Annotated in this window: 12 protein-coding genes; all 12 read right to left on the reverse strand. The window is 55.3% G+C overall.

Going from position 1 to position 14,070, the window contains the following annotated elements:
- Positions 1 to 28 precede the first annotated feature (28 nt).
- The 12 genes from HF650_RS23380 to rho all read right to left on the reverse strand — a co-directional run bounded on the left by HF650_RS23380 (position 29) and on the right by rho (position 14,035).
- The gene (locus HF650_RS23380; RefSeq protein ID WP_187800559.1) at positions 29 to 1,414 is read right to left on the reverse strand and encodes an amino acid permease; all 1,386 of its coding nucleotides are present in this window, start codon (positions 1,412 to 1,414) and stop codon (positions 29 to 31) included.
- A 256-nt stretch (positions 1,415 to 1,670) separates the two neighbouring features.
- Complete coding sequence (gene wecG, locus HF650_RS23385) at positions 1,671 to 2,411, reverse strand: lipopolysaccharide N-acetylmannosaminouronosyltransferase (protein WP_187800560.1); 741 nt, start codon at positions 2,409 to 2,411, stop codon at positions 1,671 to 1,673.
- Positions 2,412 to 2,423: 12 nt separating this feature from the next.
- Positions 2,424 to 3,776, reverse strand: a complete 1,353-nt coding sequence (gene wzyE / locus HF650_RS23390; RefSeq protein WP_187800561.1) for an ECA oligosaccharide polymerase — start codon at positions 3,774 to 3,776, stop codon at positions 2,424 to 2,426.
- Positions 3,773 to 4,852 (reverse strand): TDP-N-acetylfucosamine:lipid II N-acetylfucosaminyltransferase, encoded by a 1,080-nt coding sequence (locus HF650_RS23395; RefSeq protein ID WP_187800562.1) that lies wholly within the window; start codon positions 4,850 to 4,852, stop codon positions 3,773 to 3,775. Before HF650_RS23395 ends, wzyE begins: the two co-directional genes overlap by 4 nt.
- Positions 4,849 to 6,099 (reverse strand): lipid III flippase WzxE, encoded by a 1,251-nt coding sequence (wzxE, locus tag HF650_RS23400; protein WP_187800563.1) that lies wholly within the window; start codon positions 6,097 to 6,099, stop codon positions 4,849 to 4,851. Before wzxE ends, HF650_RS23395 begins: the two co-directional genes overlap by 4 nt.
- Position 6,100: 1 nt before the next feature.
- On the reverse strand, positions 6,101 to 7,231 hold the full coding sequence (gene rffA, locus HF650_RS23405; RefSeq protein WP_187800564.1) for a dTDP-4-amino-4,6-dideoxygalactose transaminase: 1,131 nt from the start codon (positions 7,229 to 7,231) through the stop codon (positions 6,101 to 6,103).
- 4 nt (positions 7,232 to 7,235) lie between these two features.
- Complete coding sequence (gene rffC / locus HF650_RS23410; RefSeq protein ID WP_187800565.1) at positions 7,236 to 7,913, reverse strand: dTDP-4-amino-4,6-dideoxy-D-galactose acyltransferase; 678 nt, start codon at positions 7,911 to 7,913, stop codon at positions 7,236 to 7,238.
- A gap of 12 nt (positions 7,914 to 7,925) precedes the next feature.
- Positions 7,926 to 9,188 (reverse strand): UDP-N-acetyl-D-mannosamine dehydrogenase, encoded by a 1,263-nt coding sequence (gene wecC / locus HF650_RS23415; protein WP_187800566.1) that lies wholly within the window; start codon positions 9,186 to 9,188, stop codon positions 7,926 to 7,928.
- Positions 9,185 to 10,315, reverse strand: coding sequence for a UDP-N-acetylglucosamine 2-epimerase (non-hydrolyzing) (gene wecB, locus HF650_RS23420; protein WP_187800567.1), 1,131 nt, complete (start codon positions 10,313 to 10,315; stop codon positions 9,185 to 9,187). Before wecB ends, wecC begins: the two co-directional genes overlap by 4 nt.
- Before the next feature lie 55 nt (positions 10,316 to 10,370).
- The gene (wzzE, locus tag HF650_RS23425; RefSeq protein WP_187800568.1) at positions 10,371 to 11,417 is read right to left on the reverse strand and encodes an ECA polysaccharide chain length modulation protein; all 1,047 of its coding nucleotides are present in this window, start codon (positions 11,415 to 11,417) and stop codon (positions 10,371 to 10,373) included.
- A gap of 13 nt (positions 11,418 to 11,430) precedes the next feature.
- Entirely contained in the window at positions 11,431 to 12,534 is a 1,104-nt protein-coding gene (gene wecA / locus HF650_RS23430; RefSeq protein WP_187800569.1) for a UDP-N-acetylglucosamine--undecaprenyl-phosphate N-acetylglucosaminephosphotransferase, read from the reverse strand.
- 241 nt (positions 12,535 to 12,775) lie between these two features.
- Positions 12,776 to 14,035 carry a transcription termination factor Rho gene (rho, locus tag HF650_RS23435; protein ID WP_023479599.1) on the reverse strand — a complete coding sequence of 420 codons (1,260 nt, stop codon included), beginning with the start codon at positions 14,033 to 14,035 and terminating at the stop codon, positions 12,776 to 12,778.
- Positions 14,036 to 14,070 lie beyond the last annotated feature (35 nt).

Genomic DNA, 14,070 nt, shown 5'->3' on the forward strand with positions numbered 1-14,070 from the left:
TTTGGTTATGCTTTGCGCACTTTGTCTCTTATTCACCCACCTGAGGCGTTGCCGCACGACGATCGAAGCCAAAGACCTTATAGATGAGGGCTACGGCAGCAAGAAAGATCACGCCGACAAACAGCGACATACGGGTGTCTTCATTGAATCCCATCCCAATCAATACGCACACAAGGAAGGCCATAGTGAGCCAGTTCGCCCATGGGAAGAGCATTGAGCGGAACGGATGGTTGGCAATCGCCTCTTTGTGAACCTTACGAAAACGCAGCTGGCTAATCAGGATCACGAACCACGGCACCATGCCCGGCAGTACGCTGGCGCTATAAACATAGACAAACACGCGCTGCGGGTTAGGAATGATGTAGTTCAGGCACGAACCAATCAGCAGGATGATAATCGAAATGGTCACCCCTACCGCCGGTACGCCGTTTTTGGAGACTTTTGCGACCGCTGCCGGTAACTGGCGGTTCTTCGCCAGCGCATAGAGCATGCGGCCACAGCTGTACATGCCGCTGTTACAGCCGGAGAGCGCCGCAGTCAGCACCACAAAGTTAATGATGCCTGCCGCCGCGGTAATACCGATTTTCGCGAAGGTCAGGACGAACGGGCTGCCGTTGGTACCAATTTCATTCCACGGGAAGATAGTGACGATAACGAAGATTGCACCGACATAGAAAATCAGGATACGCCACAGCACCTTGCTTACCGCGCTGCGCAGTGTCACCTGCGGGTTTTTCGCTTCACCCGCGGTAATACCGATTAACTCAACGCCCTGATAGGAGGCGACAACAATACAGAGCGCGGTAAGGAACCCTTTCCAGCCGCCGGCGAAGAAGCCTCCATGCCCGGTGAGATTGCTAAAGCCGATGGAGTGGCCGCCATTGCCGAAGCCGAAGAAAATCACGCCCAGACCCACAATGATCATCACAATGATGGTAGTGACTTTGATCATCGCAAACCAGAACTCAATCTCGCCATACAGGCGCACCGCCGCGAGGTTCGCCAGCGCCACCAGCCCAACGGCAATCAGGGCCGGTATCCACTGGGCGAGATCCGGGAACCAGAACTGGACATAGACGCCAATGGCGGTGATTTCCGAAATCCCCACCGCCATCCACATAAACCAGTAGGACCAGGCGGTGAGATAACCAAAGAAGGGGCTCATGTAACGATGAGCGTAGACCGCGAACGACCCGGCAACCGGCTCGAGAAAGAGCATTTCGCCCATCGAACGCATGATAAAGAAGACGAAAAGTCCGGCAATAATATAGGCCAGCAGAACTGACGGACCAGCCCACTTCAGGGTGCTGGCGGCACCCATAAACAGGCCAACGCCGATGGTGCCGCCAAGGGCAATTAATTCAATGTGACGAGACTCCAGCCCACGCTGAAGTTCGGGTTGTTTTTCGGCCATAAATCCTCTGTTGTATTTGCTTCTTTCTTCGCCCGCGTCGCGGGTTATTGTTATGAGTTTCCCTCACCCCATAGCAATCCATGCTGCTTCGCCCCGCGAAAGGGATGGCGCAAAACCAGCGCGGCACTGCAAGGAGAGAGCGAATGGTTTCTTAAAACGACGGAAATGGCAAACGATGTCGATAAAAAATCCGAGCACCGCACAATTAAAGAGCAGCAGGAGGGAAAAAGGCAGCGCATTGCGCCGCCGGGAGAGTTCAGAGTTTTCCGCTGTAGTGCCAGCGTAAATAACGCAGCAGGCGGAGCTGGCGCTTTAGCCGCGAAGGCTGCGATAGCAGGCGGTACAGCCACTCAAGTCCAAGGTTCTGCCAGAATTTCGGTGCACGCTTAACATGGCCGGTAAAGACATCATAGGTGCCGCCGACGCCCATGTAGAGCGCATCCGGGTAGATGAGGCGGCAGTCGCGCATAAAAATTTCCTGCCGCGGCGAGCCCATCGCTACGGTGACAATTTTCGCCCCACTTTCGCGGATTGCCGCAAACAGCGCCTCGGACTGCTCGGGTTTGAAGTAGCCATCCTGGCATCCGACAATATTCACCTGCCACTGATCGCGCAGTTTCTGCACGGTTTGCGCCAATACGTCCGGCTTACCGCCCACGAGGAACACCGGCGTGCCCGACTCTCCTGCCCGTGCCATTAACGCTTCCCACAGATCGGCACCCGCCACGCGGGAAACCTGCGCCTGCGGAAACTTTTTGCGTATCGAGCGCACAACGCTGATGCCATCGGCATATTTAAACTCCGCCGCGTTAATCAGAGCGCGAACCTCGGCATTATCTTCCAGCGTCAGCATCTTTTCGGCATTGATAGCCACCAGCGTGCCCTGCTTTACGCGCCCGTCTGCGAAGAGGTAATCCAGCGCGTGGGGCATATCGCGCCAGCCAATCAGCTTCACGCCGCGCAGGTCATACAGCGGTGCCGCCGTCTTATCCGTCATGTTTCGTCCTTTTTACAACTGGGAGAGCGGTTTGACCGCGCGCGTACCGCGACGCTGTATCAACCCGGCGCTATCGAACAGCCAGTACAACAGTTTCGCCGCCAGCAGGCAGAAAGCGAAAACGGCGAGGAAAAAGACCACACGGGAGGCGAATGCATCGAGCCCTTCGCGCGCCAGCACAATCATGTTGAAAATTGCGCCGAAGCAGAAGCTGTGCAGGATCGCCGCCTTGTAGCGGTTTGTTTCCCGGTTGCCGAGGGTATAAACCCAGTCGAACCATTTAATGATAAGCCCTACCGTCGCCGCGCCCAGCGGAATAAACCACGCGCCGCCCATTACCACTAATGAGCCAATCAGCGTCGGTGAAATCGCCAGCCCCGAGTGGTTGTTCAGCACTTCCCAGGTAAAGTAGTTCGCGGTGTTAAGCACAATCCCCGGGCGCGATGGCCACAGCCAGGTAGGGATAAAGACATAGAAGTCACGCGCAATCGGTGCCAGCCCCTGGAACTCGATCTTGTCGTAGTTTTGCAGCAATAGGGCAAGGTTTTCCCACGGCGAGAAGGTGTCACGCGTCAGGTAGAGGAAGGTATAAAACGCCTCATCGCCGCGCACATCCAGCCCGTAGCGTTTCAGCGCCAGCCAGAACATACCCACAATGCCGAGCACGCCCGCCGCCGCAAGCATCCACAAAGAGATCCAGCCGCGAATGATGCCAATAAACAGGAAGATAGCGAAGGCAATGATGATATTGGCGCGCGTACCGCCAACAATCATGTAGGTCAGCAGGCCAAACGCCACGGTGCTAACCAAGAAGAAGAGCCACATCTGGGCATTCTGCCGCAGGAAGTAGACCACCAGCATCGCCGGAATAAAGAAATAGAAGAAGCGCTTTAGCGCCACGCCAGAGACTTCGCTGGAAAAAATCTGGCTATAGGAGTGCAAACGGAAAAGTAAAAAGCCGTTGTGCATAAAGAAGATGCCGACGCTCACTAGCGCGATGACCATCAGGATCACCCACGTCAGGTGCGCCTCTACACGGTTGATAGTAAAAAGCGGACGTCGCGGCGTAAGCGTTGAGGTTGCCCGCAGCCGCGTTTTATAGGTGACATAGTAGATGCCATAGAAGCAGACCGCCGCCAGCAGCGTCTGCATCAGGATATCGGGTGGCGCAACGCCGACGTTGAAGCGGAACACCAGCACGCTGGTCAGCGGAAAGCCGAAGAAGAAGGTCAGCAAAAAGAGCAGCGAGAAGAAGACGTTAAAGTTAAAACGTACGCGGCGAAATTCGAACCAGGTGAGCGTGCCGATAAACAGCGTCGCCAGCAACCAGATAACAAACAATCCGCAAAATTCGAGTGGGCTCATCCGTTGATCCCCGCAGCGTTAAGGAGCGCTTTGTGCCACAGCGTTTCGTAATTCGGGCTAAAAAAGGCGATGGCATTTTTATCCACCGCTAACAGCTGACGGCGGGCCTCATGGATCACCGCCTCATCCAGCGCATCGCCGGTAAAGAGAACAGGAATGCCTTCCGCCACCATATCACGCCAGAAGGGGTTTTCACGGTTCAGCACACAAGGCACGCCTGCCTGGATCAGCAGACACATCGTGCCGATCCCCTGCTGACGGGCAAAAATGAAGTAACCCAGATCGCACTGCGCGAGCAGCGCCAGATAGGCATCAAAATCCATTTTCTCATCAAGAATACGCAGGTTTCCGGCGCTGAAGAGCGCCAGCCCAGCGCTGCGTACCGACGCGATATAAGCGTCGTTATTCGCCGGATAGCCCATCGGCACAATGATATTGACCGTATCGCCAAACTGTCGGTGGATCGCCTGCAGAGCGGCAATATGCTCATTGCTCGCATCGCCGGAGTTGCCGACCAGAACCGTCAGCTTGTCCCTCTGCGGGCGTTCATCCGCCATGGTGTTCAGCGCCGGGTCCATACGCGTTGGGAAGTAGAGCAGCTCACCGGGCACCTTAGGGTTACGTTCGGCAAACCACGCCAGATCGCCGCGGGTTGCGAAGATACGCCCTACGCGACGCTGTGCTAAACGGCGCAGTGGATAAAAGAGACGGAATTTCAGGCTGCGGGAGACTTCATACAGATCGGCACCCCAGGCGTGCCAGTAAAACTGCTCGCGCTTGATAGCCCCTTGCAGCAGTGCCAGCCAGAGATCGAAATTAAACTGGCCGTGGAAGAAGAAGCGCTGCTGACGTTGCGCCTTCGCCTGGGCGATGACCGCTTTTGCCAGACTCTTTTTGTCGGGATAAAAATGTAGCGTCAGCGCAGGATAGCGCGCCCGCTGCGACTCGTCGCGCCCGACAACCATAAACTCGCGGGCATGCTCTCCCGATGCCGCAAGATGGTCGTTAAAGAAGCGCAGCACAGTTTGGTTATGGTGTGGGATATCCGATCCCAGTATGTGAATCAGTGCAGTCATGCCTTTTTACGCCAAATCAAAAAAACGCCGCAACAAACAGCGAAATAGATAATGTAGGTGGCCATATAGGCCTGCGCCGCGCCTGCAGCGCCGTGCGCTGGAATAAGCCAGCGCGCGAAGAGGGTCAGCAGCGCAAACTGGCTTATTTCAGCCAGTATATAGAATCGCAGCGAAGCCTTCGCGATGACTAAATAGCCAAAGACGTAAGCCCCCACTTTTAATACATCCCCGACCAGCTGCCAGGCGAAGAGATCGCGCATGGCGATAAACTTATCGGAAAAGAGCAGCCAGATCGCTACATCGCGCAGCAGCCAGACGCCGAGGCTCACCGCCGCCACGGCGGGGAGAACAAAGCGCAGTGATCTGCCGATTTCACGCGAGATCTCCTGCTTCGTCACCAGCCGTGACAACGTTGGTAGCAGATAGACGCTAAACGAGGCGGTAATAAACTGCAGGTAAGCATCAGAAATCGTACTTACCCCCTGCCAAATCCCCACTTCGTCCCAGCTGTAGTGGGCAGCAAGCTGGTTTCGCATCATCACGTACGCCAGCGGCATCGTAAACGATGTGATCAGCGCCATCAGTGTGAATTTACCTAGTTGGCCTGCCAGGGCGCGATCCCACTGCGGCGCAAAGAAACGCAGCGGTATCGCTTTGCGTCTTAGCAACATGATCATCGCCGGGATGACTACCAGCGCGGGCACCAGCGCCAGCCCCAGCAGCGCCCCCTGATAGCCACCGATGCGATAACAGAGAGACCAGGCCAGCACGCCAATGATACTGCCGATAATCAGCGATAGCGCATTCCCTGCTGCATCGCGAAACCCTTTCATCACCGCCAGCAGCAGGTTAGCCCAGGCAATGCCCATCTGCACCAGCGCGACTAAGCGCACCAGGCCCTGATAGTGGGTATGGCCAAATAACCCCTGGCTGATAGGCGCGGCGGCAAGCAGGAAGAGCAGCGCCAGCAGGGTTGAAAACCCGAGCACCATCGCTGATGAGGTGCCGACAACTATGCGCAGACGCGCGGGATCGTCATGGGACTGCGCCACAAACTTCGTGACGCCATTAAAGATCCCTGCGCCCGCCAGTACGCCAAGCACGGTAATCAGTTGGCGGAAGTTCCCCGCCTGCCCGACACCGGATGGTCCAAATGCGATAGCCAGCAGTTTGACCACCAGCAGGCCCGCGCCGATTTTGACCAGCGTGCTTGCGGCAGTCCAGAGCGATGCTTTTGCCAGCGACATATCAGCTGAAGTAGCTCAGAAGCGTGCTGATCACCGTCCGCTGGTTGACCGACGCCAGGTTGTAGAACAGCGGCAGGCGAAGCAACCGCTCACTCTCTTGCGTGGTGTAGCGGTCTTCGCCGTGGAAGATACCGAACTTCTCGCCAGCCGGAGAAGCATGCAGCGGAATATAGTGGAACACCGCCATAATCTCCGCCTCCTTCAGGAAGGCGATCAGTTTGCTGCGATCCGCTTCGTCGCGCAGCTTAATGTAAAACATGTGCGCGTTATGGCTGCACTCTGCCGGAATGGAGGGCAGCTCAATGCGCCCGGTGCGCGCCAGCGGGGAGAGCGCATCATAGTAGGTTTGCCATAGAGTCAGCCGCTGCTGGTTAATACGCTCGGCTGACTCCAGCTGCGCCCACAGGTAAGCGGCCTGCAAATCGGCCATCAGGTAGCTGGAACCGATATCACGCCAGGTGTACTTATCGACCTGCCCGCGGAAAAACTGGCTGCGGTTGGTGCCCTTTTCGCGAATCACCTCTGCACGTTCAACCAGCGCACGGTCATTAATCAGCGTCGCGCCGCCTTCCCCGCCCGCAGTGTAGTTTTTGGTTTCGTGAAAACTGAAGCAGCCAATATGGCCGATGGTGCCTAATGCCCGCCCTTTGTAGGTCGACATCACGCCCTGCGCGGCATCTTCCACCACAAAAAGCTTATGCTTTTGCGCGATCGCCATGATGGTGTCCATTTCACAGGCGACACCCGCGTAATGCACCGGCACAATTGCGCGCGTCTTGTCGGTGATCGCCGCTTCAATTCGCGTTTCGTCGATATTCATCGTATCCGGGCGGATATCCACGAAGACGATCTTCGCCCCGCGCAGCACAAAGGCATTCGCGGTGGAGACGAAGGTGTAGCTCGGCATGATCACTTCATCACCGGGCTGGATATCGAGGAGCAGCGCGGCCATCTCCAGCGATGCGGTGCATGAAGGCGTCAGCAGAACTTTAGCGCTGCGAAAACGCTGCTCCATCCACTGCTGGCAGCGGCGGGTAAAACCGCCGTCGCCGCATAACTTCCCGCTGCCCATTGCCGACTGCATGTAGTCAATTTCCGTTCCTACTACCGGTGGTGCATTGAAAGGGATCATAGCGTTACCTGTATAACCATAAGGCGGTGCTTTCGACGTTCGCACCGCTCTGAATATAGCGTTTAAGCGCGGCTGTATTCCCAAGCTGGGTCGCCACGCGCACGTGTGTTAACTGCCGCGCTCGCGCCCACTGGCACGCCGCCTGCATCAATTTCTCTCCCATACCGCGTCCGCCGAGCAGGCCAATACGCGCCTCATGCTCATTAAGCTGGCGAAGGGAGACAAAACCACTGATAGTATCGTCCGGTGCGCGGAATATCAGGCACTGGTGATCAAAGAGGCCTTTTACCGCATTTTCAATCCACTGCGCGTAGAAACGCCCGCTCGCATCGGGCGCATACCAGGGCGCACGAAAGCGGCTCTGGACAAATATCTCTGCCGCCATCTGGCGCAGCGCGGAAATATCGCTTTCATCTGCCACGCTGGCGATGGGATCGACACTCTGTGCGGCGACGGACAGTCGCAGATCGATCTCACCTTCGACCAGTTGAAAACCCTGCTGTTGCAGAGCATCAAGCTGATGGGTGTGCGTGGCGGGCAATTTCACCTGCAGACGTTCCCACTTTGCAAAATCTGCGCCAGTGAGCGCCGGCGCGGAGGGATTCAGCCGAATGATCGCGCTGCGCAGACCAAAAAAGGCGCTTTCCCATGCCAGCTCTTCAATCGTGCCATGCAGAGCCATGCTCTTCTATCCTCAGCGCCAGACGCCTTTGGTATCGACAACCCACGGTTGCGAAATGGTGGCGGCATTGACCGCTTTAAACTGCTTATGGTCGACCAGCATCACCAGCACATCGGCCTGCGCCAGCGCATCCTGGGTATTAACCAGCGTGCTGTGCGCGGCCATTTTCTCCGGCAGCGTATCGATATTAGGTTCGACGACGAGGGTTTGGCCGCTGTGCCACTGGGCGATATCGTGCGCGATCTCCATCGCCGGGCTTTCACGCAGATCGTCAATGTTCGGTTTAAACGCCAACCCGAAGCAGGCGATCTTGACCTCGCTGGCGCGCTTGCCGCTCGCGGTAAGGCAATCGGCGACGGTGGCTTTCACCTGGTTCAGCACCCAGTGCGGTTTGTGATCGTTCACTTCACGCGCGGTGCGGATAAGCCTTGCCTGATCCGGGTTCTGAGCCACGATAAACCACGGGTCGACCGCGATACAGTGGCCGCCAACGCCCGGGCCCGGCTGCAGGATATTGACGCGCGGATGGCGATTCGCCAGGCGGATCAACTCCCAGACATTGATCCCCTGATCGGCGCAAATCAGCGACAGCTCGTTAGCAAAAGCGATGTTAACGTCACGGAAGCTGTTTTCCGTCAGCTTGCACATCTCGGCCGTGCGGGCGTTAGTGACCACACACTCGCCTTCAAGAAAGATTTTATAGAGCTCGCTGGCGCGCGCTGAACACTGCGGAGTCATGCCGCCAATCACGCGGTCATTTTTAATTAGCTCGACCATCACCTGGCCCGGCAACACGCGTTCCGGGCAGTAAGCGACATTGACGTCCGCCTGTTCACCAGCCTGCTGGGGAAAAGTCAGATCCGGGCGCGCCTCGGCGAGCCACTGCGCCATCTGCTCCGTCGCGCCAACCGGCGAGGTGGACTCGAGGATCACCAGCGCGCCTTTATGCAGTACGGGTGCAATCGATTTTGCGGCGGCTTCAACGTAGGCCATGTCCGGCTCGTGATCGCCTTTAAACGGCGTCGGCACGGCAATCAGGTAGGCGTCTGCCGCAACAGGCGTGGTGCTGGCGCGCAGGTATCCCCCCTCCACCGCCGCTTTTACTACGCTATCCAGTTCCGGCTCAACGATGTGGATCTCTCCGCGGTTAATGGTCTCCACGGCACGCGCGTTGATATCTACCCCCACGACCTGCTTCTGGCGGGAGGCAAAAGCCGCTGCGGTAGGCAGGCCAATGTAGCCGAGGCCAATCACGGAAATGGTTGTAAAGCTCATAGTGTTACCTGATTGTTTTTAAGTGCGTGCAAAATTCGGCCACAAGCCTGCCCATCCCCGTAGGGGTTATGCGCGCGGCTCATGGTCTGCCATGCTTCATTGTCATTAAGCAGGTGCGTAACCTCATCCAGTATGCGCTGGCGATCGGTGCCCACCAGTTTTACGGTCCCGGCGTCGACGGCTTCCGGACGCTCGGTTGTATCACGCATCACCAGCACGGGTTTCCCCAGTGAAGGCGCCTCCTCCTGAATACCGCCGGAGTCGGTGAGGATCAGCCAGGCGTGGTTCATCAACCACATGAAGGGTAAATAATCCTGCGGCTCAATTAAAAAGACATTCTCAACCGGCCCGAGAATACGGTTTACCGGTTCGCTGACATTAGGATTGAGGTGCACCGGATAGACGATCTGCACATCATCATGCTGGGCAGCGATATCCGCCAGCGCCTGACAAATCTGCTCGAAGCCCTGGCCGAAGCTCTCCCGGCGGTGGCCGGTAACCAGCACCAGCTTCTTCTTGCTATCCAGAAAAGGGTACCGGGCTGCCAGCGCCTCATATTGCGTCGGGTTGTTCATCACGCTATCGCGTACCCAGAAGAGCGCATCAATTACCGTATTGCCGGTGACGAAAATGCGCTCATCGGCAACGTTTTCCCGGCGTAAATTTTGCCGGGAGTTCTCCGTGGGTGCGAAGTGGTACATTGCCAGGTGACCTGTGAGCGTGCGGTTAGCCTCTTCCGGCCAGGGCGATGAGAGATCGCCGGTACGCAGCCCCGCCTCCACATGCCCCACGGGAATGCGTTGATAAAACGCGGCGAGGCTGGCGGCAATAGTCGTGGTGGTATCGCCGTGAACCAGTACGACATCAGGGCGAAACTCTTCAAGAATAGGTTTTAACCCTTGCAGGATACCGCAGGTAATTTCGGTCAGCCCCTGTCCGGGACGCATAATATTTAGATCGTAATCCGGGACGATAGAAAAGAGGTTTAGCACCTGATCGAGCATCTCCCGATGCTGTGCAGTGACGCAGACTCTTGCCTCAAAGTCAGGATCCTTTGCCAGCGCATGAACCAGCGGTGCCATTTTGATGGCTTCTGGTCGCGTGCCGAATACGGTCAGTACTTTCACAACGATTCTCTTTAATTGGAGGATGGAGGCATAACGCCCCCATCTCAGACGGCGTTTAGTTCGAACGGCGACGTGCTAACGCCACCCCAGCTCCGGTTAACGCACCGACAATTCCCCACATAATCATCAGGAAAGCACGACGCGGGCTGTCGCGTTTCACCGGCTCTTCCGGTGTACGCAGATATCGATAGGTCTGAAAACGCGGATCCAGCGTCGGGCCGACGTTGAGAGTGTTCAGCATCGCCCGGTTTTGATCGTAATCGAGATCGTATTGCGGCCCCACTGCCTGCAGGTTTTCCAGACGTGCCTGCAGCATCGGGCGACCAAGCATGAAGAGTTCAGAATCCGGCAGCTCATCCGTCGGAATATCGGTCTCATTGCGCGAAATGTTATGTTGTTCAGCGATTCTCAGCGCCTGCTCAACATTATGTACACGCCGGTTATAGATAGCTTTGGCAACCTCTTCCTGACGTTTCACTTGCGCTTTCATCTGAATGGTTCGTGCGGCCCATGCACCTTTCAGCTCATCGTTCAGATGGCTGGCGGCACGCTGGCTGGCGAAAGCAACATATTGACGCAGCAGATTATTCGCATCCGGCGCGGTTTCAGCGATCAGTTTTACGTTGTCATTCTGATTACGCATGACATCGCCTGGTGTGTACTGGATATTGTTGATGAGATCGTCGAGCATCGCGGCATCCGCTTTACTGTTGCCGACGCGACGCTGTTTGTAATAGTCGGTTTGCGACCAGAAATCGCGGCGCGTATCCCATGCAGCAAGCTGCATAATGAACTCTTTATACGCCTCATCCATGACAGACACTTGCTCTACAGGTGTCAGGTTTGCTTTTACATCCAGATTGCGTAAAAACTGCTGCTGGGAGTAGTAGCCGCCGAGCATATTGACGGTTGGTCGGTCGGTAACAGCAGTGGCTCCCCACTCCTGGGGAGCAAAAAAGGTCCAGACTAGCGCCAGCAATGAGAAGAGCAGCGCGACGCCAGCAATCCAAAATTTTCCTGCCCACAAAGTACGAAACAAACCCCGAATATCCAGTTCATTTTCCGTAACCGCTGAAGGTGTTTCCGACGCTTGTTGAATCATCGCTTTCCCGATTTTACTTGGTTAGTGTTGATTTATGACCTCTGTTACGGCGCATTCTGCGTTTTACCCGTTTGATAAAACGCGCCACTTTCCATGCGCGTTTAATACAGTAGCCATACAGAAAGAACGCTAGCAAGAATAATGCCAACATCACCCACTCTGGAACCAGACGAAGATATTCCGTCACCACGCCGATAGTAGCGAGCAGTGCGGCGGCTAAGGTGATCAGCACAAATGCCTGACGAGAAGTAAAACCTGCGCGCATGATCAGATGATGAATATGCTGGCGATCGGGAGAGAAAGGACTCATGCCTTTACGCAGGCGACGGTACATAATCGCCACCATATCCATCAGCGGAATAGCGATTATCCACAGCGCCGTCACCGGGCTAATAGGGTGAGTTTTACCCTGCGTAGTTTCCAGTAAGATCCAAATCACGGTGAAGCCGATAAGCGTACTGCCGGCGTCACCCATAAAGACTTTGTAGCGACGCCCAAGGGCGCCCAGGTTGAGCAGAATATAGGGCAAGATGGCGGCGATCATGGCGAAACACCACAGCGCAAGGCTTGATTGCCCATCGAACCATAGAATGAAGCCAATCGCGGCAAAGGATACGCAGGAGAGCCCACCAAGCAAACCATCAATCCCGTCAACCATATTAAAGGCATTGATCGCGGCCCACACGGCAAAGAGCGTAAGCAGGTAACCAAATGGGCCAAGCACCATTTCCCATGAGCCAAAGATGTAACCGAGGCTGCTGAGATAGAGTTTACCGACCACCATCATGACGACAGCGACCAGAGCCTGAACAGAGGCACGGAATTTAACGCTTATGTCAAAACGATCGTCCAGCGCGCCGATTAAAACCAGCGCGCCGGCGCAGAGAAGATAGAGAGCGGCGTGAGGAATATAGTAGTTTGTGATCCCAAAGGTAAAACAGATACCTGCATAGACCGAGATCCCACCCACTAACGGTATTAATCCCTGGTGACGTTTACGAAAGTTGGGCTTGTCAACCAAACCAATCCGTTTTGCTACTTTGCGCGCAACAAATAAGAAAAGCATAGTAAACAAAAAAATACTGAATAATTCAGTAAAAGCAGTGAGTAGATTCACAATGCATGCTCTCAGCTAATGTTTATCCTGACAGTATAACGACAGAGCTATGACCCACAAAAGGAGAATGGAGGTCTTTCGCGGATATTATTTTTACTTTTCAACCAGACAGAGTATTTAAAAATCAATAACCTCTCGGGTGCCGCTAGCCTCGGACGATGCCTGTCCTGGTGCATATAGCGTATAGCCCACCAATGAAAAACGCCACGTAAAAACGTGGCGTTTCTGAGGTTTATTTAAATTAAGAGCGCTTCATCATGTCGAAGAACTCATCATTAGTCTTGGTCATGGCCAGCTTGTTGATGAGGAACTCCATCGCGTCAATCTCACCCATCGGGTGAATGATTTTGCGCAGGATCCACATTTTCTGCAGCTCTTCCTGCGTGGTAAGCAGCTCTTCTTTACGGGTACCGGAGCGGTTGTAATCAATCGCCGGGAAGACACGTTTTTCCGCGATTTTACGCGAGAGATGCAGCTCCATGTTACCGGTGCCTTTGAACTCTTCGTAAATCACTTCATCCATCTTCGAACCGGTGTCGATCAGCGCCGTCGCGATGATGGTCAGGCTTCCGCCCTCTTCCACATTACGTGCAGCACCGAAGAAGCGCTTCGGACGGTGCAGGGCATTCGCATCCACACCACCGGTCAACACTTTACCGGAAGCGGGAACAACGGTGTTATACGCACGCGCCAGACGGGTGATGGAGTCGAGAAGGATGATGACATCTTTCTTGTGCTCAACCAGGCGTTTCGCTTTTTCGATAACCATTTCAGCGACCTGCACATGGCGGGAAGCCGGTTCGTCGAAGGTTGACGCAACGACTTCGCCCTTCACCAGGCGCTGCATCTCCGTCACTTCTTCCGGACGTTCATCAATCAGCAGCACCATCAGCACACAGTCAGGATGGTTGTAAGCGATGCTCTGCGCAATATTTTGCAGCAGCATGGTTTTACCCGCTTTCGGCGGCGCCACAATCAGACCACGCTGACCACGGCCGATTGGCGAGGCCAGATCGAGAACGCGTGCGGTTAAGTCTTCAGTAGAGCCGTTACCACGTTCCATACGCAGACGAGAGTTCGCATGCAGCGGCGTTAAGTTCTCAAACAGGATCTTATTGCGCGCGTTTTCCGGTTTATCGTAGTTCACCTCGTTAACTTTCAGCAGTGCAAAGTAACGTTCACCTTCTTTAGGCGGACGAATCTTACCTGAAATGGTGTCACCGGTGCGGAGGTTGAAACGGCGGATTTGGCTGGGGGATACGTAGATGTCGTCGGGGCCGGCAAGGTAGGAGCTGTCTGCGGAGCGGAGGAAACCAAATCCATCCTGCAGAATCTCCAGCACACCGTCGCCGAAGATATCTTCGCCACTCTTAGCGTGCTGCTTCAGGATGGCGAAAATGATGTCCTGTTTGCGCATGCGGGCCAGGTTTTCCAGCCCCATATTTTCGCCGAGAGTGATCAGCTCAGAAACCGGCGTATTCTTTAATTCGGTAAGATTCATAATGGTGTGGGTTCTTAAACTCGGGGTGATACTCG

The organism is Kosakonia sp. SMBL-WEM22, assembly GCF_014490785.1.
Classification (GTDB): domain Bacteria; phylum Pseudomonadota; class Gammaproteobacteria; order Enterobacterales; family Enterobacteriaceae; genus Kosakonia.

Bases quoted from the DNA above. Each gene is read 5' to 3' on its own strand.
- HF650_RS23380 (WP_187800559.1), bottom strand. From the start codon at position 1,414: ATGGCCGAAAAACAACCCGAACTTCAGCGTGGGCTGGAGTCTCGTCAC.
- wecG (WP_187800560.1), bottom strand. From the start codon at position 2,411: ATGACGGATAAGACGGCGGCACCGCTGTATGACCTGCGCGGCGTGAAG.
- wzyE (WP_187800561.1), bottom strand. From the start codon at position 3,776: ATGAGCCCACTCGAATTTTGCGGATTGTTTGTTATCTGGTTGCTGGCG.
- HF650_RS23395 (WP_187800562.1), bottom strand. From the start codon at position 4,852: ATGACTGCACTGATTCACATACTGGGATCGGATATCCCACACCATAAC.
- wzxE (WP_187800563.1), bottom strand. From the start codon at position 6,099: ATGTCGCTGGCAAAAGCATCGCTCTGGACTGCCGCAAGCACGCTGGTC.
- rffA (WP_187800564.1), bottom strand. From the start codon at position 7,231: ATGATCCCTTTCAATGCACCACCGGTAGTAGGAACGGAAATTGACTAC.
- rffC (WP_187800565.1), bottom strand. From the start codon at position 7,913: ATGGCTCTGCATGGCACGATTGAAGAGCTGGCATGGGAAAGCGCCTTT.
- wecC (WP_187800566.1), bottom strand. From the start codon at position 9,188: ATGAGCTTTACAACCATTTCCGTGATTGGCCTCGGCTACATTGGCCTG.
- wzzE (WP_187800568.1), bottom strand. From the start codon at position 11,417: ATGATTCAACAAGCGTCGGAAACACCTTCAGCGGTTACGGAAAATGAA.
- rho (WP_023479599.1), bottom strand. From the start codon at position 14,035: ATGAATCTTACCGAATTAAAGAATACGCCGGTTTCTGAGCTGATCACT.